Below are 22,639 nucleotides of genomic sequence, written 5' to 3' on the forward strand. Positions count from 1 at the left end.
GCGCCGGCGTGGTGGGCGCCGGCGCGTGAGTGTATCGATTCCGCGCGATCTTCGCGCGGCGGGAAACGTCAGACCCGTGATTCCCCGGGCAAGTTCACCGGGAACCCCTAGATGCTGCCCCCGCTTTCGTCCATGCGCTCCACCGACTGCAGGTCCAGCCGGATCTGGGTGCTGCCATCCTTGCGGTGTTCCACCCGCACCGGCAGGAAGTCGAGGGCCGGGGCCGCCCAGAACACCAGCTGCTTGTCGCCGTCGTCCACGCGGGCCAGCCGGATGGTCTTGAAGCTGCCGGCCGCGGTTTCCACGCTCGGGCCCTCGGATACCGCCAGGCGATAGGTCTTGATCTCGTCCTCATCCACCACCGTGAACTCGCGGGCGCCCGCCTCGGCAGGATTTTCCGCATCGGCCAGCCAGCGGCGGGCGGCGATCTGCAGCAGGAACGGATCCACTGCGTCGGCCGGGACGTCGAAGGCCTCGCCGCCATTGTGGCTGGCGGTGGCTTCGGCGGGATTGAAACTGAGCTGGTAGCTGTCCTCGGCATCGTCGGCTTCGTGATGACGGAACTGGCGCGGGGACAGGTCGCCGCTGTCGGTGACGCAGAAGCGGGAATCGTCGGTCACGGTGCCGATCAGCAGCGCCGCCAGGCCGCTGGGGTTGGCTACCCCGTGCCAGCGCCAGCAGCCGTTGTCGCGGCTGAGTTCGAAGGTGGCCTCGCCCAGGCCGATGATGCCGTGCGAGGCGCGGTAGGTGGCGGTGAACGGTGACAGCACCGCCGCCTGCGCGGGAACCACGGCCAGCAGGCCGAGGGCAATCAGGCTATGTCGAATCGCAGTCCACATGAATCGGTGCCTCCAGGGGCCGGTTGTCCATCCGCACACGACCGTCGGCAAAATCGACCCGACCGCTTGCCAGCCAGCCCAGTGCCTGCGGGTAGATGCGGGTTTCCACCTGGTGCATTACCCGATCAGCGAGGCTGGTCGGCGTGTCCTGTGCGGCCACCGCGATGCTGCCCTGCAGGATGCCCGGGCCGGCGTCCAGGTCTGCCGTGACCAAATGCACGGTGGCGCCGTGTCGGGCATCGCCGGCGGCCAGCGCGCGGCGGTGCGTGTCCAGCCCCCGATGCCTGGGTAGCAGCGAGGGATGGATGTTGACGAGCCTGCCCGCGAACTGCTGAACGAAAGCTGAATCGAGAATGCGCATGTAGCCGGCCAGCACCACCCAGTCGGGGTTCTCGGCGGCCACGTGGCGGGCCAGCTCGGCATCGAAGGCGGCGCGCGAGGAAAAGCCCTTCGGCTGCAGCACGGTACCGGGCACACTCGACCGCGCCGCAATATCCAGCGCGGGAATTCCGGGACGATTGGTGATGACCCGCGTGATGTCCAGCGGCAGGGTGCCGGCCTCGCGCGCTGCCAGTAGCGCCTGCAGATTGCGGCCCCGGCCGGAGACCAGCACGACGGCTCGCATCAAGTCAGTCGAACCGCGTCGTCCTGCTGGTCGCGCGCGAGGATCTCGCCGATCTCGAACACCGTCTCGCCGGCGGCCTCGAAGGCGGCCCGGACGGCGGCTGCCTGACCGGCGTCCACCACCACCGCCATGCCGATGCCGCCGTTGAAGGTGCGCTGCATCTCGGCGTCACTGATGCCGCCGGCGTCCTGCAGCCAGCCGAACAGCGCCGGCCGCGGCCAGCTGTCGGCGCGCAGCCGGGCACCGCAGTGGGCCGGCAGGACCCGGGCGAGATTTTCCGCCAGGCCGCCGCCGGTGATGTGGGCCAGACCCTTTAGTGGATGCCGGGTCATCACCTCGCGCACGGCGGCGACGTAGATGCGGGTGGGGGCGAGCAGGGCGTCCGCGAGGGTGGCGTCCCCCAGCGGTTGGTCGAGCCGCTGGCCGCTGACTTCCAGCACCTTGCGGATCAGCGAGTAGCCGTTTGAATGGGCGCCGGAGGAGGCCAGGCCCAGCACCACGTCGCCCGGCGCAATGCCCGAGCCGTCGATGATCGCCTCGCGTTCGGCCACCCCGACGCAGAATCCGGCCAGGTCGAAATCGCCGGGCGCGTACATGCCGGGCATTTCCGCGGTTTCCCCGCCGATCAGCGCCATGCCCGACATTTCGCAGCCGCGGGCGATGCTCCGGATCACCTCGGCGGCAATCTCGGCGTCCAGCCTGGCGGTGGCGTAGTAATCGAGGAAGAACAGCGGTTCGGCGCCAGCCACCAGGACGTCGTTCACGCACATGGCCACCAGATCAATACCGATGCCGTCGAACCGGCCGGCCTCGATCGCCAGCCGCAGCTTGGTGCCCACGCCGTCGGTGCCGGAAACCAGCACCGGCTCGCGATAGCGCTCGATGGGCACGCGGAACAGGCCGCCGAAGCCGCCCAGTCCGCCGATGACCTCCGGGCGCTGGGTGGCCGCGACGGCGGGCTTGATGGCATCGACCAGGGCGTTGCCGGCATCGATGTCAACGCCGGCGTCGCGGTAGCTCAGGGAAGGGCGATCGCTCAAGGCAGGGCTCGCTGCAGAGTCGGGGTGAATGGGCGCGGAGCGGGGCAGGCCGCATGGTATTGTAGCGCAGCGATTCATGCCTTCGTCGATGATGCCTGTATTCCGGCTGCTGCCCCTCGTTGTCTGTCTGTTGTTCGCCCTGCCCGCCGCCGCGGTGGAGGTGGCCGACCTCTACGGCGCGGAGGTGGAAGCCGCCGACCAGAGCGAGCAGACGCGTGAGGGCGCGCTGCGCCAGGCGCTGGGGCTGGTGCTGGTCCGGGTGACCGGAGACCGTGCCGTGACCGAGCGCAGCGGCGTGGCCGGCATTCTCGAACAGGCCGACGATCTGGTGCAGCAGTACGGCTATCAGGGGAGCGATGCCTCGGGGGTGACGCTGCGGGTGTCATTCGAACCCACGGCGGTCAACGCGGCGCTGCGGGATGCCGGTATTGCGGTCTGGGGCCGCGAACGGCCGGCAACCATGCCCTGGGTGGCGATGGCTGCCGACGGGCTGCTCACCGAGTCAACGCCGGCCGACGGCATCGAGGCCATGCGCGAGGCGGCGCGTGCTCGCGGGCTGCCGCTGCAATTGCCGCGCGCGGGCGAGGCCGAGCGCGGCCGGGTGACGCCGGCCGATATCGCCAGCGGCAACGATGCCCGGCTGATGTCGGTGGCCCGCGGCTACGGCACCGCCAACCTGCTGGTCGGCCGCATCGGCAGCGAGGGTGGTTCCTGGGGTGGCCGCTGGCGTCTGCTCAGCGACGGCACCGAGCTGGCCAGCTGGCAGGGCGCGGCGGATTCGCGTCCGGCGCTGCTGGCCGAGGCCCTGCACCGGGTGGCCGATATTTACGCCCGAACCTACGCGGCGCGCGATGGCGCCACCTCGACGACGGCATCCGGCGGCGGATCGGGCGGCACCGGCGCGGTGGGGGCGTTCGATCCGGGTGACGACGGCGTACTGGTCGCGATCAGCAATGTTGCCGGCGCCAGCGACTACAACCGCGTGGCCGCCCATCTGGCCGACATCGGGGTGGTGGAATGGCTGTCGCCGGCGCTGGTGCGCGAGGACATGGTGCTGTTCCGCGTCAAGGTCACCGGTGGCAGCGGGGTGTTGGACCGCAACATCGACCTGGCCGACTGGCTGCGCCGGGACCGGGATGCCACCCGGCAGGCCGAGGGCCTGAGCCGCGGCGGCGCGGCTCTGGGTTACCGGCTGAGCCGCTGACGCCGTCCATGATCGCGTCCCGCTACGCCCTCTGGCTGCTGCCGCTGCTGGCGGTCATCCTGTTCATCTGGCTGCTCGGGCCCATTCTCACGCCGTTCGTGTTCGCCGCCGGGCTCGCCTATCTGGGCGACCCGCTGGTCGACCGGCTGCAGACCTATCGGCTGTCGCGCACTGCATCGGTTCTGGTGGTGTTCGGCACCCTGACCATTCTGGGACTGATGCTGGTGCTGCTGCTGTTCCCGGTGCTCGAGCACCAGCTGCGCACCCTGATCGAGAACATGCCGCGCTATCTGCAGTGGTTGCAGGCCCGCCTCGAACCGCTGATGGAGACCTTCCTGCCGGAAAGCGAGGGCCTGAGCATGGAGGCCCTGCGCAGCCTGGTGGCCGAACACTGGGGCAAGGCTGGCGGCGTGGCCAACGTGATCTGGCAGCAGGCGTTCTCCTCGGGAACCGCGCTGATCACGCTGGTGGCCAATCTGGTGCTGGTGCCGGTGATCACTTTCTATCTGCTGCGCGACTGGGACCACATGGTCGCCTGGATTCGCGATCTGTTGCCGCGGCGCATGCTCGGCACCGCGACGGAACTGGCGCGCGAGACCGACGAGGTGCTCGGCCAGTTCATCCGCGGCCAGCTGCTGGTGATGTCCTTCCTCGGAATGACCTATGCGGTGGGCCTGTGGCTGGCGGGACTGGATCTGGCATTCCTGATCGGTATTGCTGCCGGGCTGGTCAGCTTCGTGCCCTATCTGGGAGTGATCGTGGGGCTGGCCGCCTCGTCGGTGGCCATGCTGGTGCAGACCGGCGGCGATCTGCTGCCACTGCTGTGGGTGGGGCTGGTGTTTGCCGTGGGCCAGACACTGGAAGGCGCGGTGCTGCAACCGCTGCTGGTGGGTGACCGGATCGGCCTGCACCCGGTGACGGTGATCTTCGCGGTGCTGGCCGGCGGCCAGCTGTTCGGATTCGTGGGGGTGCTGCTGGCCCTGCCCGCGGCTGCGGCGATTGCCGTGCTGGTGCGTTATGCCGGGCGGGTCTGGCGCGAGAGCCGGTTGTATCAGGATGAAAGCTGAGTCCGCCGCGTCGCTGCCTTCCGCCCAGCTGCCGCTGGGGGTGCAGCTGCCGGATACCGCCACCCTGGCCGGTTTTGCCCCCGGACCCAACGCGGCGGCGCTGGCCGCCGCCCGCCAGGCCGCGATCGGTCCGGACGAGCGCGGCTACTTCTGCGGTGGACCCGGCAAGACCCACTTGCTGCAGGCGGCCTGCCGCGCCGCCGGCGAGGCCGGGCGCCGGGCCACCTTTCTGCCGCTGACCGACTGGCGTGATCAACCGCCCGCCATCCTCGACGGACTGGCCGGGCTGGATCTGGTGTGTCTGGACGAGGTGGATGCGGTGGCCGGCAATCGCGCCTGGGAAGAGGCGTTGGTCGGGGCACTGGACGGCTGGCGGACCGCCGGCGCCAGTGTGCTGGCGGCCGCCCCGGCCGCACCGGCCCAGCTGACCGGGCTGCTGGCAGACCTGCGTTCCCGGCTGGGCTGGGGCGCGGTCTACGCCCTCCAGGAACCCGCGGATGACGACAAGCGACGGGTGCTGGTGGCGCGGGCGGCCAGTCGCGGCCTGACGATGCCCGACGAGGTGGCCCGTTATCTGCTGACCCACACCAGCCGCGATCTGCGCCGGCTGATGCCGCTGCTGGCGCGGCTGGATCGGGCCTCGCTGGCCGCCCAGCGGCGCCTGACCATTCCCTTCGTCAAGCAGGTCTGTCAGACATGAACTTCCGGCTTCTGGGTCTGGTTGCACTGCTCGCGCTGGCCAGCGGCGCCGCCTCGGCGCGCGGCATGGTCTGGCAGGTCAGTGATGCCGACAATACCGTCTATCTGGCCGGCTCGGTGCATCTGCTGCCGCCCTCGGCCTATCCGCTGCCCGAGGCCTTCGAGCGGGCCTACGAGAACGCGGCCATCGTGGCGTTCGAGACCGATATCGGGGAGCTGCAGTCGTCGGCCACCCAGACCCGGCTGTTCCAGGCGGCCCGCTATCCGGACGGTACCGGGCTGGAGGATCATCTCGACGACGCGCTGTACGCCCGGGTGGCCGAGCTGCTGGACGAGATGGGCCAGTCCGTAAGCGCCCTGCGCAGCTTCCGCCCCTGGTTCATCGCCGGGATGATCGAGGTGCAGGCCTTCATGGCCGAGGACTTCCGCCAGGATCTCGGCCTGGATACCCACTTCCACGAACGGGCGGTGGACGACGACAAGGCGATCCTGCCGCTGGAAACCCTGGATCGGCACCTGGCAGTGCTCACCAAAATGCCGGCGGACATGGCCCGGGATTATCTGGCGGCCACGGTGGACAACGTTGCGGCGCTGACCGACGCCCCGGCCGCGGTGTTCGATTTCTGGCGCGAGGGTGATGCCGCCGGCCTGGCGGCTTACGTCGAGGAACAGATCGACGACACGCCGGCCCTTTACGAGCGGCTGCTGTTTTCCCGCAACGATGACTGGATGGAGCACATCGAGGCGCTGCTGGCCGGCAGCGACGACGCCATGGTGCTGGTCGGGACGCTGCACCTGGTGGGCGAACACGGGCTGATCGAACAGCTGCGGTCCGCCGGGCACCGCCTCGAGCGCGTCGAGTAGCGCGTCAGGCCGTCGGCGGCGGGGTCTGCTCGCGCGCCTGCCAGCGCACGAAACACAGACAGCCGGTGAACACGATCACCGTGGCCAGCAGCGCCGGGGCGGTGATCCAGCCGCTTGCGCCGCGGGCGGTGAACTCGGTCAGCAGCACTGTGAGATAGGCCAGCGACAGCAGGCTGGTCCAGCCGTAGGTATACCGGCGTCCGCGCCAGAGCCCGGGCAGGGCCGGTAGCAGCGGCAGGCAGGCCAACGGGCCGTAGAGCGGGCCCAGCCACAGCACCAGGCCGCCAATCAGCCCGGCCATGGCGACGAGTGTTGCGATGCGAGCGAGCCGACTCAGTTGCATGGCTGGCTCAGGCGACGGGCCGTATCGGCCACCCGTTTGCCCAGCGCGCGGGCCAGGCGGCGTTCGTGGTCGGTCAGCGGCCGGGGCGAACCGCCGCTGACATGACTGGCGCCGTACGGGGTGCCGCCGCTGACGGTCTCGTTGAGCGCGCTTTCGCTGTAGGGCAGGCCCACCAGCAGCATGCCGTGATGCAGTAGCGGCAGCATCATCGACACCAGCGTGGTTTCCTGTCCGCCGTGCAGGCTGGCCGTCGAGGTGAACACGCCGGCCGGCTTGCCGGCGAGATCGCCGGACAGCCACGGCCCCGCGGTGGTGTCGAGAAAATACTTCAGCGGTGCTGCCATGTTGCCGAAGCGGGTGGGCGATCCCAGCAGCAGCCCGGCGCAGTCGGCCAGGTCCGAGTGCTCGGCGTAGGGCGGTCCACTGTCCGGCAGGCTGTCGCTGACCGCCTCGCAATCGGTCGATACCGGCGGCACGGTGCGCACACGGGGCTGCATGTCCGCCACGCTGCTCACGCCGCGGGCGATCTCGTCGGCCAGGGCGGCGGTTGCGCCGTCGCGGCTGTAGTACAGGACCAGAATGTCGGCCATTACAGCAGTGTCCGGATCTGTTCGGGCGGGCGGCCGATCACCGCCCGGTCGTCGGTCTCGAGAATGGGCCGCTGCAGCAGCTTCGGCTCCTTGAGCAGTGCCTGGATGGCCGTCTCCGCATCGATCTCCGCGAGTTGATCCAGCCCCAGGCTGCGAAATGCCGGTTCGTTGTGGCGTAGCACGTCCGCGGCGGGCACGCCCAGTTTGGCGAGCAGCGCTTGCAGCGTGGATGCCGAGGGTGGTTCATCGAGATACCGGATCACGGTGAACGAGGTGCCTGCCTCTTCAAGCAGGGCCAGGGCGGTGCGTGATTTGGAGCAGCGGGGGTTGTGGTAGAGGCGGTACACGGCGTGTTCGTATCGAGCTTGGCAGGCAAGGGTAACCGATCGGGATCGCGTTCCGGGTTGGGTCATGGCTTGCCGTGCTCGAACTATTCGACTGAAGAATTCCGCCCCGCTCAAGCGGGCCGGGTAACTTTCTTGTGCGACCAGAAAGTCACCAAAGAAGCGCTTCCGGCGGGCGAGTCCTGCCTCGAACGGTGTTCGAGGCAGGATGCCCTGGGCGCTTCGGTCGGCGAGGGGGTGTTTCGACGGCACCTCCGTGTGCCGGCGAAAACCGCGCGCACTTCCTGTGCGCGCCCCTTCGGGCCTGGGACCTCGCCGCCCTGCAGTGCTCGGCTCGTCCCGACGGGAATCAAGAGCAGCCACATCCGGGTGTGGCGACTTTTTCCCTCCCGTTAGCGCTTGCCGACCGGCCGGTGGGCCATAGGGTAAGCCGGACAGGACGTCCGGCTTAGCGCCGCCGGCACACTGACGTGCCGTCGGCGCGACCCGGCCATGGCCCGGCGGCCGGGCGGGAATGCCCCGGTCAGCTTTCGCTGACCGGGGGACAAGCGGTCCGGGTCGCCTTTCTTTTCGTCTCTTTTCTTTGGCGACGCAAAGAAAAGGGACTCGCCCTTCAGGGCGAAATTCTTACAATTCTCCCTGAATTGGAGCGTTACGCCAGCCCCTTAGCGCCGATACCACCGCTTCGACAACGCCGTATGCACCCGCGCCGGGTACCAGTACTGCCCGTAACTGCCGTTGTACCGGGCCAGGGCTTCGGTGAGATTGCCGTCCGCCATGTCGAGGTAGTAGCGCAGGATGGTGCAGCCGTAACGCAGGTTGGTATCGACGTCGAACAGGTTGTCGTCGGGGCGCCCGATCTCGTCCACCCAGAAGGGCATGATCTGCATCAGACCCCGGGCCCCGGCTGAGGAGATGGCGAAGCGCCGGAAGAGGCTTTCCACCTGGATCAGGGCCAGCACCAGTTCGGGTTGCAGATCGGCACGGTTGGCCTCGCGGTGTACCGCGCGCAGCAGCGGCAGGCGCTTGTCGGCGTCCGGCAGGAACGGCGCCAGTCGGGTGGACATGTCCAGCAGCCAGACTTCGGCGTCGAAGCGGTTGTCGAAGCTGTCAGCGCTGTTGACGGCCTCGATCAGCGCCTTGCGCAGCCCCGGGTCCACGACCTCGCCATCCGGCTGCGCGACCGCGGGCAGGGCGGCGTTCAGCGCCAGGATAAGCAGCAGTGGCCGGATCAAGTGCGGGCGTGGCCGATGGCTTTGAGCACGGCGTCCATGTCGTGGGGGATCTCGGTGGCGTTATCGGCCGATCGGGCCTTGTATTCCAGGGTGCCGGCATCCAGGCCGCGCTCGCCGACGACAATGCGATGGGGCACGCCGATCAGATCGGCGTCAGCGAACATCGGACCGGGGCGAAGGCCGCGGTCGTCCAGGGCGACGTTCACCCCGGCGGAACGGCAGGCTTCGTAAAGCGCCCCCGCGGCGTCGCGGACCCGCTGTGATTTATCCGCCTTGATCGGACAGATCAGCAGTGTGAACGGCGCGATGGCGTCCGGCCAGAGAATGCCGTTGTCGTCGTGACACTGCTCGATGGCCCCACCCACGATGCGGGACACGCCGATGCCGTAGCAGCCCATTTCGGGGGTGATGTCGCGGCCATCCTCGTCCAGCACCTTGAGCTGCATCGATTCGCTGTACTTGCGGCCCAGCTGGAAGATATGGCCGACCTCGATGCCGCGCACCAGCGTCAGCGTGCCCTGGCCATCCGGCGAGGGGTCGCCGGCCATGGCGTTGCGCAGGTCCGCGAATTCGGGTTCGGGCAGATCGCGGCCCCAGTTGACCCCGGTGAGGTGCCTGCCGTCCTCATTGGCGCCGGTCACGAAATCGGCCAGCGCGGCCACGCCGTGATCGGCGATCACCCGCACGTCGGCGCCCACCGGCCCCAGCGAGCCGGGGCCGGCGCCGAAGTGGCGGCGGATGACGGCTTCGTCGGCGAAGGCGAGCGGGGCGGCCACGGCCGGCAGACGTTCCGCCTTGATCGGGTTGAGTTGGTGGTCGCCGCGCAGCAGAAGCAGCACCGGATCGCCGTCGGCGCCATCGACTACCACCGATTTCATGGTCTTTTCGGCGGGTATCGACAGCGCCTGGCACAGGCCGTCGATGGTGGTGATGCCGGGGGTGTCGACCACCGCCCGTTCAGACTGCGGGGCGGGGCGTTCGACGGCCGGTGCCGGCAGGGCGGCGGCTTCGACGTTGGCGGCATAGGAGCCGGTATCCGACACCGCCAGTTCGTCCTCGCCGCTGTTGGCCAGCACGTGGAACTCCTCACTCTTCGAACCGCCGATGTCGCCCGGATCGGCGGCCACCACCCGGTATTCCAGGCCCAGCCGCTCGAAGATGCGGCAGTAGGCCGCGCGCATGTTGTCGTATTCGCGTTGCAGATCGGCGGCGTCCATGTGGAAGGAGTAGGCATCCTTCATCAGGAACTCGCGGGCGCGCATCACGCCGAAACGCGGGCGGATCTCGTCGCGGAACTTGGTCTGGATCTGGTAGAGGTTGATCGGCAGCTGGCGGTAGCTGCGCACATCGCGCCGCACCAGGTCGGTAATGACCTCTTCGTGGGTGGGGCCGAAGCAGTACTCGCGCTCGTGCCGGTCCTGCATGCGCAGCATCAGCGGACCCATGGCGTCCCAGCGACCGGATTCCTGCCACAGTTCGGCCGGCTGCACCGCGGGCATCAGCAGTTCCAGCGCCCCGGCCGCATTCATTTCCTCGCGCACGATGGCTTCCACCCGGCGCAGGACCCGCAGGCCCAGTGGCGTCCAGGTATACAGCCCGGCAGCCAGCCGGCGGATCATGCCCGCACGCAGCATCAGCTGGTGACTGACGATCTCGGCATCCGCCGGGGTTTCCTTGGTGGTATGCAGCGAAAAACGGGACAGGCGCATGCGCGGTAATCGCTTGTGTGGGAGTGGATGCGTGGATTCTAACCGGGCCGGGCCCCGAGTGCTTGCAGGCCGTGGTCGATGCCGCCACCCTCGGGCAATGAGCATCGATCTGGACACTTGGCACGCCCGCGGGCAGACCTACCGCCACGAACGGCACCCGATCTTCTATGTCGACGAGGGACAGGGCGAGCCGCTGCTGCTCATCCATGGGTTCCCGACGGCCTCCTGGGACTGGCACGCCCTGTGGCCGGGGCTGACCGACCGGTACCGCTGTGTGGCGCCCGACATGCTGGGTTTCGGCTTCTCCGCCAAGCCGCGCCGCCACGATTATCGCATCGCCGAACAGGCGGACCTGCACGAGGGCCTGCTCGATCTGCTGGGGATCGGCCGGGTGCATGTGCTGGCGCACGACTACGGCGATACCGTGGCCCAGGAACTGCTGGCCCGGGATGTCGACCGTTGCCGGATCGGGCAGCCAACCCGCATCGCCAGCCTGGGACTGCTCAATGGCGGGCTGTTTCCGGAGACCCACCATCCGCGGGCGGTGCAGACGCTGCTCCTCGGCCGTGCGGGTTGGCTGATCGCCCGGCTGATGAGCGAGCGGGCATTCGCCCACAACATGCGGGCGATCTTCGGCGAGCAGACCCCGCCGTCGCCAGCGACGTTGGCGGCCCTGTGGGCCCTGGTGCGCCACAACCGCGGGACGCGGATCGCCCACCGCCTGATCCGCTACATGCCGGAGCGCCGCGAACACCGGGCGCGCTGGGTGGGGGCGCTGCAGGCCGCGGGCGTGCCGATGCGGCTGATCAACGGCCTGCAGGATCCGGTATCCGGCCGCCACATGGTGACGCGCTACCGCGAGCTGATTCCCGATGCCGACGTGGTGGCGCTGGACTGCGGCCACTATCCGCAGATCGAACAGCCCGCCGCGGTGCTGGAAGCCTATCTGGCGTTTCGCGCCGGCCTCGGCGATCCGGATCCGGGCATGGATGGATCGCCGGAGGTTTGATGGCAGCCGCCTGCGGGGCGCGGCTCGCAGGCGGCACGTCCTTATCCGCCGTTCAGGCCCGCGGCGGCTGCCCGCGATGGCGACCGGGCCCGCTCCCGCCGTGACCTAGGCTGCCCCGACCCACAGCAGTCCGCCGCCCAACAGGACACCTGATACCAGGAAGGTTACGAAACAGTAGCCGAGCACGCTGCGCAACGGCAGGCCGGCGATGGCCAGCAGCGGTATGGTCCAGAAGGGCTGGATCATGTTTGTCCACTGGTCGCCGTAGGACACCCCCATGATCACCTCGGGCAGGGGCACGTCGAGCGCCCGGGCAGCCTCGATGAATACCGGTCCCTGGACTACCCACTGGCCGCCGCCGGAAGGCACGAAGAAGTTGACGATTCCCCCCGAGACGAACGCCCAGAAGGGCAGGGTGTCGGCACTCGAGAAGCTGACAAAGAAATCGGAAATGATGACCACCAGTCCGGTGTCACGCATCAGGCCCATGATGCCGGCGTAGAAGGGGTACTGGAGCAGAATTGGGCCGAGGGTGGCGCCCGCGCGCGTGATCAGCCGAACATAGTGTAGTGGCGAGCGGGCCAGCAACAGGCCGCCAGCCAGGAAACTCCAGTTCACCACGTTCAGCGTCAGGGCGGGGCCGTTCGCGGCGAAGTGGCGGGCCAGCCAGACTGCCAGCAGTATCCCGATGGCCAGCGACAGCGGTCGCCACTGCTCCAGACGCTGGCCCGGCGTGGTGGGGCTTGGATCGGGATCCGCCTCGTCGTCGTCCGTCAGCAGATGGTCGGGCATCGGCGTTGTGCGCGATGGCCGCATCAGGGCGCAGACCAGGGCCACGGTCGGCAGTGTGACGGCCGCGATGATCAGGTTCCAGTACGCGAACACGGTTTCGGTGACCGGTATCAGGCCGATGCTGTCGGAAAGCGCATGGCCCGGCGTCGCCACGAACAGGGGCGACGAGCCGGAGTAACCCATGTGCCAGACCACGAATCCCGAGTACGCCGACGCGACCAGCAGCGGGTAGTCCAGCGCCAGCCCCCGCCGGTGGCCGGCCCGGGCAACCGCGGCAGCCAGCAACGCGCCGGCCGCCAGACCCAGCGACCACGCCAGCAGGCTCGCCAGCCCGGCAGCCATGGCGACCGTGAAATAGGCGCCGAACGCCGACCGCGGGAGTGACGCGACACCGCGCAGCAGAGCCCGAGCCGCATCGGTATGCGCGAGGGTGTGAGCCAGGACCAGGGTCATGGCGATCTGGGTGGTAAAGGCCAGCAGACCGGAGAGGCCGTCGCCCCAGATATCCACGGCCGCTACCGGCCCGGTGTCGGTCAGGCCGATCGCCAGCCCGAAGGTGACCAGCGTCAGCAGGATCGCGAAGACATAGGGGTCCGGGTACCAGCGCTCGACCAGCGCCACGAAGGGACGGGCGACGGGTTCCAGTGTCAGCCCGCGCATGGAACCCACGAGTCAGTGACGGGCGAGGCGCGTCGTCAGGGTGTGGCGAGGAGTTCGCCCAGATGCCGGTCCACCTGCTCGCCGAAGCCGGGATCGGGACCGAACAGCGCCAGGTGGCCGCACACGCTGTTTATGACACGCAGTTCGCTGCCGGGGATCAGCGCCTGTTCCGCCTCGCAGTCCCGCGGCGGGAAGAACATGTCCTCGTCGATGGGCATCACAAAGGTCTTCGCCTTGATCCGGCCCAGCGCGGCGGACAGGTCGCCGCCCGTGTGCCGGCTGACGTCCCCGTGCTGCCACTTCCAGGCCATGCACAGCAGATTATTGGGATCCATGGGCAGGAAATAGCCTTCCAGGAAGTTGGTGACGAAATCCTCGGCCGAATGAAAGCCGAGGTTGCGCCAGAATTCCTGCTGGTAGAACTCGGTGCTCCATCCCATCACCGCCCAGAGCCGCGCCTGATGCCGCAATCCCTGGCCGACATCGCCGGAGGCCTGGTACCAGCCGCCATTCCACGCCGGGTCGGAGGTGATCGCCTGGTTGAGCGTCGCCGTGTAGAGGAAGTCGTGATCGGTGTTCCTGGCCGTGCCGGCAATGGGGGCGGCGCGGCGGACCATGTCCGGATAGCGTACCGCCCATTCATAGGTCTGCTGGGCGCCCATGGACCCGCCCATGACCAGCGCGAGCTCCTCGATGCCGAACTTCTCGGTGAGCAGCCGGTGCTGGGCGCGCACATCGTCACCGATCCGCACCCGCGGGAACCGGGCCATGCCGGCCGGGGCGGGGGTGTTGTGCGGCGAACTCGACAGGCCGTTGCCGATCTGGTTGACCACGATGATGAAGTACTTGTCCGGATCCAGCGCCCGGCCCTGACCGATGTAGACGTCGGCCATGATCCCGCTGGTGCCGGAGTACCAGGTGGTGACCAGGATGGCATTGTCCTTCGCCGCGTTGAGCGTGCCGTGGGTGGCATAGGCCAGCTGGCAGCCGTGGATTGCGCCGCCCTCCTCGAGCGGGAAGTCGCCGAGGTCGTAGAGTTCGAACGGCCCGTGGTTGTCCGCGGTGTAATAGTTGTTGGTGATCATTCCTGCTCCCCTCTTTCGCCGGATGTTGCTTGTGTAAGCCCGCCGCCCGGGTCCCGTGATACACCAAAACCTGCCGGGATGTCAGTGCCATCCCGATCGACGCATGGCCGGCTGGGCGTCTATTGGCCGGATGGCCTTCGGCAGGTGAACTGTGGTCTGGGTAACCGAGCCGCGGTACTGCGGCCGAGTAACGCCACGGATCACCAGTTCACTTGCCGCGCGTGATCAACGGCTGCACCGGCCGACCACGGTCAATCCATCACCTTGAGATCGATTTCCCGCACACCGCCGTCGGTGCGTTGCCAGCCGCGCATTTCCAGCACGCCTTTGATGTTGAGCGAGATGATCAGCAGCAGAGCGTCCGGGTAGCCCAGTTCGTCCAGGTCGCGGGCGGAGGGTTCGGGTGGCGTGGCCGGATGCGAGTGGTAAACGGCCAGCAGCGATTCACCACGTTCGCGCATGCGGCGCATGGCGTCTACCTGCGCCTGGCTGTCCATGAGGAAACGCCGGGTGGGATCGTCGGCCACGTTGGGGACGGGGTTGACGCTGACCGGGCTGCCGTCGATGCCGCCGACCAGGCCGCAGACTTCGATGTCCGGCGTCTTCTGCGCCTCGAATAGCAGCCGCGTTGCCAGCGGCCGGGGGATCAGGAGTTCGTTCAAGGCAGGTTGCTCATCCAGGCGAGCGCGTCAGGATACGCGGCGCGTGCTTCGCAGGTAACTGCCGAAACGGGAAGCCCCATGAAACCTGCAATACGAAACCGCCCGTTCCGTTCCGAACGCGCTCACGGGTAGATGTGAATCCGGGTGTCGTCGGGCACCAGCGACCAGATCCGGTCCATGGCCTCGTTGGATACGGCGATGCAGCCGTCGGTCCAGTCGCCGGAGCGCGGTTCATCGTCGTAGCTGGGCTGGCCGTGGATCATGATGTTGCCGCCGGGGTTGCGGTCGTGCCGCAGGGCCTCGCGCATGTCCCCGCTGTCCGGATACGAGATGTGCAGCGATTTGTAGAACAGGCTTTCCGGGTTGCGCCAGTCGATCAGATAGGCGCCCTCGGGGGTGCGTTCGTCGCCCTCCTCGCGCTTGTGGCCCTCGGGGTTGTCGCCCAATGCCACGGGGTAGCTGTGTATCGGCATGCCGTCCCGGTAGAGGTAGAGGGTGCGTTCGCCCTTGAACACCACGACGAGATCGACCGGCTCTTCCGCGGCCGACGCGATCCCGGCGAGCAGGACAAGCAGGGCCGGCAACAGCCGGAAGAAGGACAACGTTCGGGACATGGGGTTACCAGTGAATGGCCTGTTTCTTGAGCCGGTGCACGTACTGCTTGTTCAACACGCGCAGGATAGTACCGGAAAGGTGGAAGGCGCTGCCGATCACGAACAGCCAGATCGCCAGGTCTTCCCGGACCGGGTAGAAGAACAGCCACGAGCCGAACAGAAATAGCAGGTTGCCGAGCCCGAGCACGACGATGTGCGACCACTCGAAACGCTGGTGAACGCGGTACTCGACGTCGTCGGCCAGCGTGTCGAAACGGGAATGGCGGGCGGTGTTGTTCATGCGGTTGACCTCGCGGGATCGTTACGGATGCTGCGATGCCGCAATGATACGATGCGCTTTGATGCACTCAAGTCCGCAGACAGTGATGACAGCCAGCAACAGTACCGGCGGCGACGCCGCCCGCCCGATCACGGTCATCCGCGGAGACGGCATCGGGCCGGACATCGTCGATGCCACGCTGCGGGTGCTGGATCGGGTGGAAGCCGGGCTGGACTACCGCTTTCACGACGTTGGCCCCGCCGCACTGGAAGCCGGCGACGAACTGATTCCGGATGCCACGCTGGATTCCATCGCCGAAACCGGCCTGGTGCTGAAGGGACCGGTGACCACGCCCTCGGGCAAGGGCTACACCTCGGTCAACGTGGCGCTGCGCAAGCGGTTCGATCTCTATGCCAACGTCCGACCGGTGGTGTCGCTGCCCGGCGTGGTCAGCCGCTACGAGAATCTCGACATCATCACCGTCCGCGAGAATACCGAGGGCATGTATTCCGGCGAAGGCCAGACGGTGAGCGAGGACGGCAGCCGTGCCGAAGCCCTGTCGGTGATCACCCGCGACGAGTCCGAGCGCATTCTTCGCTTTGCGTTCGACCTGGCCCGCGAGCGCGGCCGGCGCAAGGTCACGCTGGCGCACAAGGCCAACATCATGAAGTCCACCTCCGGGCTGTTCCTCGAGGTGGGGCGTGAAATCGCCAAGGAGTATCCGGACCTGGAGCACGACGAACGCATCGTCGATGCCTGCGCCATGCGGCTGGTGATGAATCCCGAGGACTTCGATGTGATCGTCACCACCAATCTTTTTGGCGACATCCTGTCGGATCTTTGTGCCGGTCTGGTGGGCGGTCTGGGCGTGGCCCCGGGCGCCAACATCGGTGACCGCTGCGCCATGTTCGAGGCGGTTCATGGCAGTGCGCCGGATATTGCCGGCAGGAATATTGCCAACCCCACCTCGGTGATCCTGGCGGCGGCATTGATGCTGGATCACGTTGGTGACAGCGAACGTGCCGGGCGCATCCGCACCGCCATCCGTGCGGTGATTGCCGAGCACGACCGGGTCACGCCGGATCTCGGCGGCGAGGGCACCACTGACAGTTTCACCGACGCGGTGATTGAACGGCTCTAGTCTGTTACAGACGCAGCCGCGTGGCGCCCAGCGTCACCCGCGGCCGGCCACCCAGGTCCTGATCGGTGCGCACGTCACGAAAGCCGTAACGCCCGAGGACATGGCGTGCGAAAAAGCCCTGGTCCGGTCCGTGTTCCAGCAGCAGCCAGCCGCCCGGCACCAGGTGGGCGGCGGCGCCTTCGGCCAGATGGCGCAGGCAGCTGCGGCCATTGTCGTCGGCTACCAGGGCCTGCCGGGGTTCGTGGGTCAGTGCCGTCAGATGGGGATCGTCCTCGGCCACATAGGGTGGATTCGACACGATCATGTCGAACGGCGCCTCGCCCAGGGCGCTGAACCAGTCGCCCTCGGCAAAGGCAACGTTGCCCAGTCCGAGATGCTCGGCATTGTGTTTTGCCACCGCCAGCGCCCCCGGACTGGCATCGGTGGCCACCACCTGACAGTCCGGCCGTTCGCTGGCAATCGCCAGCGCGATGGCACCGCTGCCGGTGCCCAGGTCGGCGATCCGGACCGGGCCCGCTGCGGGCAGGAGTGCCAGGGCCGATTCCACCAGCGTTTCGGTGTCGGGGCGGGGCACCAGCACGCGGGCATCCACCGCCAGATCCAGTGACCAGAAGCCCCGCTTGCCGACGAGGTAGGCCACCGGCTCCCCGGACCGGCGTCGTTCGATCAGCGTCTCGAAGGCGGACCGGTCGGCGGGGGTGACCGCATCGCCGCCGTGGGCGAACAGGAAGCTGCGGGGTTTGTGCAGTACATGACTCAGCAGCAGCCCGGCGTCCAGTTCGGGCGTGGTGCTGACGCGATGCAGGCGGGCGGTGGCGCGGGTCAGGATCGCGCGGATGCGGTCCGCAGCGTCGGTCTGATCGAGAACAGTCGGCATCACGGGTCGGCCGCCGCCGTCAGGCGGCGCCCATGGCCGCAAGCTGCTCGGCCTGGTATTCGCTGGCCAGCGCGTCGAGGATTTCGTCGATCTGGCCGCCCATCGCCTGTTCCAGCTTGTAGAGCGTCAGGTTGATGCGATGGTCGGTGATCCGGCCCTGCGGGAAGTTGTAGGTGCGGATGCGTTCCGAGCGGTCGCCGCTGCCGACCATCTGCTTGCGGCTGGCGGCCTGGGCGGCGTCCTGGCGGTCCTGTTCCGAGGTCCGGAGCTTGGTCTGGAGCAGCGCCAGGGCCCGGGCCCGGTTCTTGTGCTGGGAGCGCTCCTGCTGGCATTCCACCACGATGCCGGTGGGCAGATGGGTCATGCGCACGGCGGAGTCGGTCTTGTTGACATGCTGGCCGCCGGCGCCGGCGGCGCGGAAGGTATCTACCCGCAGGTCGGATGGGTTGATGTCCACGGCCTCCACCTCGTCCAGCTCGGGCAGCACCGCCACCGTGCAGGCCGAGGTGTGAATGCGGCCCTGGGATTCGGTTTCCGGCACCCGCTGCACGCGGTGGGCGCCGGACTCGAACTTCAGCCGCGAATAGGCGCCGTGGCCGATCACCCGACTGATGATTTCCTTGTAGCCGCCGTGCTCGCCGGGCGATTCGGACAGGATCTCGATCTGCCAGTTGCGCGACTCCGCGTATTGCACGTACATGCGGAACAGATCGCCGGCGAACAGCGCGGCCTCGTCCCCGCCGGTGCCGGCGCGCACTTCCAGATAGATGTTGGCGTCGTCATGCGGATCGCGTGGCACCAGATGCCGTTGCAGGGCGGCTTCCAGCGTGGCCAGCCGTTCCCGGCAACCTTCAAGCTCGTCGTAGGCCATGTCGCGCATGTCGGCTTCGTCCGACTCGGCCATGTCCTCCAGCCCGGTGATTTCGTCCTGCAGTTCACGCCAGGCCCGGTAGTCCTCGGCCAGCTCCCCGAGCTGGGCGTACTCCTGCGACAGCCGCCGGAAACGGTTCTGATCCCCGATCACTTCCGGATCGGCCAGCGAATGGGCGATGTCCTCGTGGCGTTCGGCCAGTTCCTCGAGCTTGGCTTGCAGGGAGGCTTTCATCATTCCTCGTCGGGCAGATCGAACAGGCGGCGTGCCTGCTCGAGAAGCTGTTGCTGTTCCTGGCCCCGGGCCCGGCGCAGGGCGGCCGTGGGTTCGTGCATCAGCTTGTTGGTGAGCGTGTTGGCCAGGTACTGCATGACCTCGTCCGGGCTCTGGTCCTGGGCGAGCATGCGGCGGGCTCTCGCCAGCACGGCCTCGCGCTGCTGTTCGGCGCGGTGGCGCAACTGGCTGATGGTGTCGACGGCGCGGCGGGAATCCATCCAGGCCACGAACTCATCGATGCGTTCGTCGATCATGCCGTCCGCCACCAGCGCGGCGCTGTGGCGGGACCGCAGGTTGTCGCGGATCACGCCCTGCAGGTCGTCCACCGAATACAGGTAGACGTCCTCGAGGCTGCCGGCGGCGGGGTCGATATCCCGCGGCACCGCCAGATCGAGCATGAAGATCGGCCGACGCCGGCGCTGGCGCACCGAATCGCGCACGTTGGCCAGCGATACCACATGGTTCGGGGCGGCGGTGGAGGTCACCACCATGTCCGCTTCGGACAGGTGCGCAGCCACGTCGCTGAGCGGAATGGCGTAGCCGGTGAAGCGCTCGGCCAGTGCCTGGGCTCGGTCGAGGCTGCGGTTGGCGAAGATCATGCGACGTACGCCGGCTTCGGCCAGATGACGCGCGGTCAGTTCGATGGTGTCGCCGGCGCCGATGAGCATGGCGGTGGTCTCGTCGAACTCGGCGAAGATCTGCCGGGCCAGACTGACGCCGGCATAGGCCACCGAGACCGGGTTGGCACCGATGTCGGTTTCACTGCGCACGCTCTTGGCCACCGCGAAGCTGTGCTCGAACAGCCGCGTGAGCAGGGGGCCGGCAGTGGTGGCGGCCTGGGCCTGGCGGAAGGCTTCCTTCATTTGCCCCAGGATCTGGGGCTCGCCCAGGATCATCGAGTCCAGCCCGGCCGCCACCCGCAGCGCGTGGCGGATGCTGTCGCGGTCGCGGTAGACATAGAAATGCGGCGCCAGGCCGGCGGCATCCAGCCCCCGCTGATCGCACAGCCAGTGGCGCAGGCGCTGGTCGTCCGGTGTGTGGCCGGCGGCGTACAGCTCGGTTCGGTTGCAGGTGGACACGATGGCGCCCTCGGCCACGCCCGGCAGTTCGGTCAGGCGCGATAGGGCGGGCCCGCACTGGTCGATCGGGAACGCCAGGGTCTCCCGCACCGCGAGCGGCGCGGTATTGTGATTGAGTCCCACGGTGATCAGCGTCATCCGGCTATTCTATCGCGCCACCGGCGGCCACCGATGCGGTTGTGGCCGGATTTTCGACAATCGCGTTATAGTCGGGCGTCGAACTCGCGACGGCCGAATCTCTTGCGCAATCTTTTCAGTCTGCTCGCGGCCGGTCTGGCCGCGGGGCTTGCCGCTTGTGCCATGCAGGTGCCCCCGGCGCCCGTACCGGGTGGCGATCCGAACGTGGATGCCGATGCCGCGCAGGCCCCCAATGCGAGTGTGGAGTTGCAGTATCACGTGCTGGCCGGGGAATGGGCAGTGCAGCGCGGGCAGCGCCGGGCGGCCGCCGAAAACTACGTCGAGGCGCTGCGTTATTCCGATGACCCGGCGCTGGCGGCGCGGGCGACCCGTATTGCCGTATTCGCCAATGAGCCGGAACTGGCGTTTCGCGCTGCGCGCGCCTGGGCACAGCGCTCACCCGACGACGCCAATGCCTACAAGACGGCTGCCCGGCTGGCATTGCAACAGGCGGACGAGGACCTGCTCGATCGGTATGTCCAGCGCCTGATGGCCGCCGAGTCCGAACAGCCGGAGGCAGCTCTGCGCACACTGGTGGAAGTGCTCAGCGGCGAGCCGGCGCAGGCGGATCTGGCGTTGTCCACCATGGACGAGCAGGTTGCCGAGCACGATGATCTGGCGGCAGCCCACTACGCCAGAGCGCTCCTGGCATTGCGTTACGAGCGGCTGGAGGCTGCCGGTGAAAGCGCGACGCGGGCGCTTGCCCTGCGGCCAGGATGGGGCGAGGCGGTGATGCTCCACGCCGGCGTGCTGGTGCGCCAGGGCGACATCGACGCCGCACGCACGCGGATCGACAGCCTGGATGGCGCCAGCGGGGAACGCGCCGAATACCGCATCGCCTTCGCCCGCATGCTGGTGGACAGCGATGAGAATGCTGCGGCTGCCGACGCCTTTGATTGGGCGCTGGAACTCGACCCCGAGGACATCGATGCCCGCTTCGGCCTCGGCGTGCTGGCACTCACGCTGGAGCAGTGGCAGCGCGCCGAACAGGCATTCGAACAGCTTTACGAAGCCGGCAACCGGGCCGACGATGCGGCCTATTACCGCGCCAGTGCCGCCGAATCCCAGGAGGATTACGCCGAAGCGCGGCGCTGGTACCGGCGGGTGGCCGGCGGTAGCCATGCATTCGACGCCAAGCTGCGTGCGGCCCGGATGCTCTACCTGGAAGGCGATCTTGCGGCGGCGCGCGCCGAATTGCGCACGCTGCGCCGCGACAATCCGGACCTCGCCGAGCGCCTGTTCCTGGCCGAAGGTGAACTGCTCTACGAAGCCCGGCGGTTCGACGACGCGGTGGCGATGTACGACCGGGCGCTGAAGCGGCATCCCGGCGACACCGATCTGCTTTACGGGCGTTCGCTGGCGCTCGAGCGCCTCGGGCGAATCGATGAGGCGGCCGAGGACCTGCGCCTGTCGCTGGCCGAGGAACCGGACGATCCACGGGCACTGAACGCGCTGGGTTATCTGCTGACCAATCACACCGATCGGCATCAGGAAGCGCTGGGCTATATCGAGCGGGCGCTGGAGGCCGAGCCCGACGATGCCGCGATCATCGACAGCATGGGCTGGGTGCAGTATCGCCTGGGCAACCTGGAAAAGGCCCGGGAATACCTCGAGCGCGCCCATGATCGCTTTCCCGATCCGGAAGTCGCCGCCCATCTGGGTGAAGTGCTCTGGCAGCTGGGCAAGCGGGACCGGGCGCGCCAGGTCTGGCAGGAAGCGCTGTCCGAGACTCCGGATCATCCGGTGCTCAACGAGACCATCGAACGGCTGACCCCATGACCACCGGCGGCGGCCATGCCCGCTGGCTGTTGGTGCTGATGCTGGCAGGCCTGCAGGGCTGCGCCATCATTGGCACGCCCGCCCAGCGCGACCCCGGCGTGGCCGATCCGGCTGCCTGGGAAGCCCGCCAGGCCCGGCTGGCCGAGCTGGATGGCTGGTCCCTCCAGGGCCGTGCCGCCACCGGCAAGCTGCTGGGCTGGACCGGCAATCTCAGCTGGCGCCAGCGTGGCGAGGAATTCCGCATCCGTCTGGCCGGACCGCTGGGCGCCGGCGGATTTCGCGCCGACGGCACCCTGGAGCGCGTACGCATCCGCACCAGCGAGGAAACCTTCCACACGGAAATGCCGGAAGCTCTGGTGGAGGAAATCCTGGGCTGGCGTTTCCCGCTGACCGGGCTGCGCTACTGGGCGCTGGGCCTGCCCGAGCCCGGCAAGCCGGCCAAGCTGACGGTTGACGACAACGGCCTGCTGATCGGCCTGGAACAGGCCGGCTGGCGGCTGGATTTTCCCGCGTATGAGACTCATGACGGATTGGCGCTACCCAAGCGCATCACGCTCACTGACGACGAGCACACCATCCAGCTGGTGGTGGACCGGTGGTTCGATCTGAGTGGCGGCGAAATTGAATCACCGTCGGGAGAGTCATAGAATTCGCGCCGATTCGGCGACCGCGCTCACGGCACCGCATGCCGGCCACCGGGTACAATTGGCAAACGGATGTAGCCAGGCGGTAAGGCAATGGCCTCTTCGACAGACAATCGATCCCGTGATGCGCAGGTTCGCCGACAGGCGAAGACCTG

General features: G+C 68.0%; 24 protein-coding genes. 8 read left to right on the forward strand and 16 right to left on the reverse strand.

The window, feature by feature from the left end; genetic code table 11:
- Positions 1-107: 107 nt before the first annotated feature.
- From RM532_RS10245 to purM, 3 genes are read right to left on the reverse strand one after another with little or no spacing between them, the layout of a single operon-like run.
- Entirely contained in the window at positions 108-839 is a 732-nt protein-coding gene (locus tag RM532_RS10245; RefSeq protein WP_311653230.1) for a DUF3108 domain-containing protein, read from the reverse strand.
- On the reverse strand, positions 817-1,464 hold the full coding sequence (gene purN / locus RM532_RS10250) for a phosphoribosylglycinamide formyltransferase (RefSeq protein WP_311653231.1): 648 nt from the start codon (positions 1,462-1,464) through the stop codon (positions 817-819). The genes RM532_RS10245 and purN overlap by 23 nt, the downstream gene beginning before the upstream one ends.
- Positions 1,464-2,504, reverse strand: coding sequence for a phosphoribosylformylglycinamidine cyclo-ligase (gene purM / locus RM532_RS10255; protein ID WP_311653232.1), 1,041 nt, complete (start codon positions 2,502-2,504; stop codon positions 1,464-1,466). Before purM ends, purN begins: the two co-directional genes overlap by 1 nt.
- Positions 2,505-2,580: 76 nt before the next feature.
- On the opposite strand from purM, the gene RM532_RS10260 reads away from it, so the two are divergent.
- The 4 genes from RM532_RS10260 to RM532_RS10275 are packed head-to-tail and all read left to right on the forward strand — an operon-like array spanning position 2,581 to position 6,338.
- Entirely contained in the window at positions 2,581-3,708 is a 1,128-nt protein-coding gene (locus RM532_RS10260; RefSeq protein WP_311653233.1) for a DUF2066 domain-containing protein, read from the forward strand.
- Between the two features lie 8 nt (positions 3,709-3,716).
- The gene (locus RM532_RS10265) at positions 3,717-4,775 is read left to right on the forward strand and encodes an AI-2E family transporter (protein WP_311653234.1); all 1,059 of its coding nucleotides are present in this window, start codon (positions 3,717-3,719) and stop codon (positions 4,773-4,775) included.
- Positions 4,765-5,475: a DnaA regulatory inactivator Hda gene (gene hda / locus RM532_RS10270; protein ID WP_311653235.1), complete on the forward strand. Its 711-nt coding sequence runs from the start codon at positions 4,765-4,767 to the stop codon at positions 5,473-5,475. Before RM532_RS10265 ends, hda begins: the two co-directional genes overlap by 11 nt.
- Complete coding sequence (locus RM532_RS10275; protein WP_311653236.1) at positions 5,472-6,338, forward strand: TraB/GumN family protein; 867 nt, start codon at positions 5,472-5,474, stop codon at positions 6,336-6,338. The genes hda and RM532_RS10275 overlap by 4 nt, the downstream gene beginning before the upstream one ends.
- A 4-nt stretch (positions 6,339-6,342) precedes the next feature.
- On the opposite strand, the gene RM532_RS10280 is transcribed toward RM532_RS10275, so the two are convergent.
- The 5 genes from RM532_RS10280 to RM532_RS10300 all read right to left on the reverse strand — a co-directional run bounded on the left by RM532_RS10280 (position 6,343) and on the right by RM532_RS10300 (position 10,559).
- The gene (locus RM532_RS10280) at positions 6,343-6,681 is read right to left on the reverse strand and encodes a DUF2069 domain-containing protein (protein ID WP_311653237.1); all 339 of its coding nucleotides are present in this window, start codon (positions 6,679-6,681) and stop codon (positions 6,343-6,345) included.
- Positions 6,672-7,271, reverse strand: a complete 600-nt coding sequence (wrbA, locus tag RM532_RS10285) for an NAD(P)H:quinone oxidoreductase (RefSeq protein ID WP_311653238.1) — start codon at positions 7,269-7,271, stop codon at positions 6,672-6,674. The genes RM532_RS10280 and wrbA overlap by 10 nt, the downstream gene beginning before the upstream one ends.
- Entirely contained in the window at positions 7,271-7,618 is a 348-nt protein-coding gene (gene arsC, locus RM532_RS10290; protein WP_311653239.1) for an arsenate reductase (glutaredoxin), read from the reverse strand. Before arsC ends, wrbA begins: the two co-directional genes overlap by 1 nt.
- A 662-nt stretch (positions 7,619-8,280) precedes the next feature.
- Positions 8,281-8,850, reverse strand: a complete 570-nt coding sequence (locus RM532_RS10295) for a transglycosylase SLT domain-containing protein (RefSeq protein WP_311653240.1) — start codon at positions 8,848-8,850, stop codon at positions 8,281-8,283.
- Positions 8,847-10,559 (reverse strand): proline--tRNA ligase, encoded by a 1,713-nt coding sequence (locus RM532_RS10300; RefSeq protein WP_311653241.1) that lies wholly within the window; start codon positions 10,557-10,559, stop codon positions 8,847-8,849. The genes RM532_RS10295 and RM532_RS10300 overlap by 4 nt, the downstream gene beginning before the upstream one ends.
- A gap of 97 nt (positions 10,560-10,656) precedes the next feature.
- On the opposite strand from RM532_RS10300, the gene RM532_RS10305 reads away from it, so the two are divergent.
- Positions 10,657-11,568 (forward strand): alpha/beta fold hydrolase, encoded by a 912-nt coding sequence (locus tag RM532_RS10305; protein WP_311653242.1) that lies wholly within the window; start codon positions 10,657-10,659, stop codon positions 11,566-11,568.
- 105 nt (positions 11,569-11,673) lie between these two features.
- Here RM532_RS10305 and RM532_RS10310 read toward each other — a convergent pair whose 3' ends face one another.
- The 5 genes from RM532_RS10310 to RM532_RS10330 all read right to left on the reverse strand — a co-directional run bounded on the left by RM532_RS10310 (position 11,674) and on the right by RM532_RS10330 (position 15,661).
- On the reverse strand, positions 11,674-13,020 hold the full coding sequence (locus RM532_RS10310) for a short-chain fatty acid transporter (RefSeq protein WP_311653243.1): 1,347 nt from the start codon (positions 13,018-13,020) through the stop codon (positions 11,674-11,676).
- Positions 13,021-13,055: 35 nt separating this feature from the next.
- Positions 13,056-14,105, reverse strand: coding sequence for an alpha/beta fold hydrolase (locus tag RM532_RS10315; protein ID WP_311653244.1), 1,050 nt, complete (start codon positions 14,103-14,105; stop codon positions 13,056-13,058).
- 251 nt (positions 14,106-14,356) lie between these two features.
- Entirely contained in the window at positions 14,357-14,767 is a 411-nt protein-coding gene (locus RM532_RS10320) for a M67 family metallopeptidase (RefSeq protein ID WP_311653245.1), read from the reverse strand.
- A gap of 122 nt (positions 14,768-14,889) precedes the next feature.
- Positions 14,890-15,381: a L,D-transpeptidase family protein gene (locus tag RM532_RS10325; RefSeq protein WP_311653246.1), complete on the reverse strand. Its 492-nt coding sequence runs from the start codon at positions 15,379-15,381 to the stop codon at positions 14,890-14,892.
- Positions 15,382-15,385: 4 nt separating this feature from the next.
- The gene (locus tag RM532_RS10330; RefSeq protein ID WP_311653247.1) at positions 15,386-15,661 is read right to left on the reverse strand and encodes a YrhK family protein; all 276 of its coding nucleotides are present in this window, start codon (positions 15,659-15,661) and stop codon (positions 15,386-15,388) included.
- Positions 15,662-15,746: 85 nt separating this feature from the next.
- Here RM532_RS10330 and RM532_RS10335 point away from each other — a divergent pair, with 85 nt between their 5' ends.
- Positions 15,747-16,781, forward strand: a complete 1,035-nt coding sequence (locus tag RM532_RS10335) for an isocitrate dehydrogenase (RefSeq protein ID WP_311653248.1) — start codon at positions 15,747-15,749, stop codon at positions 16,779-16,781.
- Positions 16,782-16,785: 4 nt separating this feature from the next.
- On the opposite strand, the gene prmC is transcribed toward RM532_RS10335, so the two are convergent.
- The 3 genes from prmC to hemA are packed head-to-tail and all read right to left on the reverse strand — an operon-like array spanning position 16,786 to position 20,022.
- Positions 16,786-17,658, reverse strand: a complete 873-nt coding sequence (gene prmC, locus RM532_RS10340; protein ID WP_311653249.1) for a peptide chain release factor N(5)-glutamine methyltransferase — start codon at positions 17,656-17,658, stop codon at positions 16,786-16,788.
- Positions 17,659-17,677: 19 nt separating this feature from the next.
- Positions 17,678-18,763, reverse strand: a complete 1,086-nt coding sequence (prfA, locus tag RM532_RS10345; RefSeq protein WP_311653250.1) for a peptide chain release factor 1 — start codon at positions 18,761-18,763, stop codon at positions 17,678-17,680.
- The gene (gene hemA / locus RM532_RS10350) at positions 18,763-20,022 is read right to left on the reverse strand and encodes a glutamyl-tRNA reductase (RefSeq protein WP_311653251.1); all 1,260 of its coding nucleotides are present in this window, start codon (positions 20,020-20,022) and stop codon (positions 18,763-18,765) included. The genes prfA and hemA overlap by 1 nt, the downstream gene beginning before the upstream one ends.
- A gap of 102 nt (positions 20,023-20,124) precedes the next feature.
- Here hemA and RM532_RS10355 point away from each other — a divergent pair, with 102 nt between their 5' ends.
- Entirely contained in the window at positions 20,125-21,840 is a 1,716-nt protein-coding gene (locus RM532_RS10355) for a tetratricopeptide repeat protein (RefSeq protein ID WP_311653252.1), read from the forward strand.
- On the forward strand, positions 21,837-22,487 hold the full coding sequence (lolB, locus tag RM532_RS10360; RefSeq protein ID WP_311653253.1) for a lipoprotein insertase outer membrane protein LolB: 651 nt from the start codon (positions 21,837-21,839) through the stop codon (positions 22,485-22,487). Before RM532_RS10355 ends, lolB begins: the two co-directional genes overlap by 4 nt.
- Positions 22,488-22,639 lie beyond the last annotated feature (152 nt).

Source organism: Spectribacter hydrogenoxidans, assembly GCF_031846275.1.
In the GTDB taxonomy this organism is placed as follows: Bacteria; Pseudomonadota; Gammaproteobacteria; order Nevskiales; family Salinisphaeraceae; genus Spectribacter; species Spectribacter hydrogenoxidans.

Excerpts from the sequence above, each read along its gene's own strand:
- RM532_RS10245 (WP_311653230.1), bottom strand. The coding sequence starts at position 839 with ATGTGGACTGCGATTCGACATAGCCTGATTGCCCTCGGCCTGCTGGCC.
- purN (WP_311653231.1), bottom strand. The coding sequence starts at position 1,464 with ATGCGAGCCGTCGTGCTGGTCTCCGGCCGGGGCCGCAATCTGCAGGCG.
- RM532_RS10260 (WP_311653233.1), top strand. The coding sequence starts at position 2,581 with ATGCCTTCGTCGATGATGCCTGTATTCCGGCTGCTGCCCCTCGTTGTC.
- RM532_RS10265 (WP_311653234.1), top strand. The coding sequence starts at position 3,717 with ATGATCGCGTCCCGCTACGCCCTCTGGCTGCTGCCGCTGCTGGCGGTC.
- hda (WP_311653235.1), top strand. The coding sequence starts at position 4,765 with ATGAAAGCTGAGTCCGCCGCGTCGCTGCCTTCCGCCCAGCTGCCGCTG.
- RM532_RS10275 (WP_311653236.1), top strand. The coding sequence starts at position 5,472 with ATGAACTTCCGGCTTCTGGGTCTGGTTGCACTGCTCGCGCTGGCCAGC.
- RM532_RS10280 (WP_311653237.1), bottom strand. The coding sequence starts at position 6,681 with ATGCAACTGAGTCGGCTCGCTCGCATCGCAACACTCGTCGCCATGGCC.
- wrbA (WP_311653238.1), bottom strand. The coding sequence starts at position 7,271 with ATGGCCGACATTCTGGTCCTGTACTACAGCCGCGACGGCGCAACCGCC.
- RM532_RS10300 (WP_311653241.1), bottom strand. The coding sequence starts at position 10,559 with ATGCGCCTGTCCCGTTTTTCGCTGCATACCACCAAGGAAACCCCGGCG.
- RM532_RS10305 (WP_311653242.1), top strand. The coding sequence starts at position 10,657 with ATGAGCATCGATCTGGACACTTGGCACGCCCGCGGGCAGACCTACCGC.
- RM532_RS10310 (WP_311653243.1), bottom strand. The coding sequence starts at position 13,020 with ATGCGCGGGCTGACACTGGAACCCGTCGCCCGTCCCTTCGTGGCGCTG.
- RM532_RS10315 (WP_311653244.1), bottom strand. The coding sequence starts at position 14,105 with ATGATCACCAACAACTATTACACCGCGGACAACCACGGGCCGTTCGAA.
- RM532_RS10325 (WP_311653246.1), bottom strand. The coding sequence starts at position 15,381 with ATGTCCCGAACGTTGTCCTTCTTCCGGCTGTTGCCGGCCCTGCTTGTC.
- RM532_RS10330 (WP_311653247.1), bottom strand. The coding sequence starts at position 15,661 with ATGAACAACACCGCCCGCCATTCCCGTTTCGACACGCTGGCCGACGAC.
- RM532_RS10335 (WP_311653248.1), top strand. The coding sequence starts at position 15,747 with ATGACAGCCAGCAACAGTACCGGCGGCGACGCCGCCCGCCCGATCACG.
- prmC (WP_311653249.1), bottom strand. The coding sequence starts at position 17,658 with ATGCCGACTGTTCTCGATCAGACCGACGCTGCGGACCGCATCCGCGCG.
- prfA (WP_311653250.1), bottom strand. The coding sequence starts at position 18,763 with ATGAAAGCCTCCCTGCAAGCCAAGCTCGAGGAACTGGCCGAACGCCAC.
- hemA (WP_311653251.1), bottom strand. The coding sequence starts at position 20,022 with ATGACGCTGATCACCGTGGGACTCAATCACAATACCGCGCCGCTCGCG.
- lolB (WP_311653253.1), top strand. The coding sequence starts at position 21,837 with ATGACCACCGGCGGCGGCCATGCCCGCTGGCTGTTGGTGCTGATGCTG.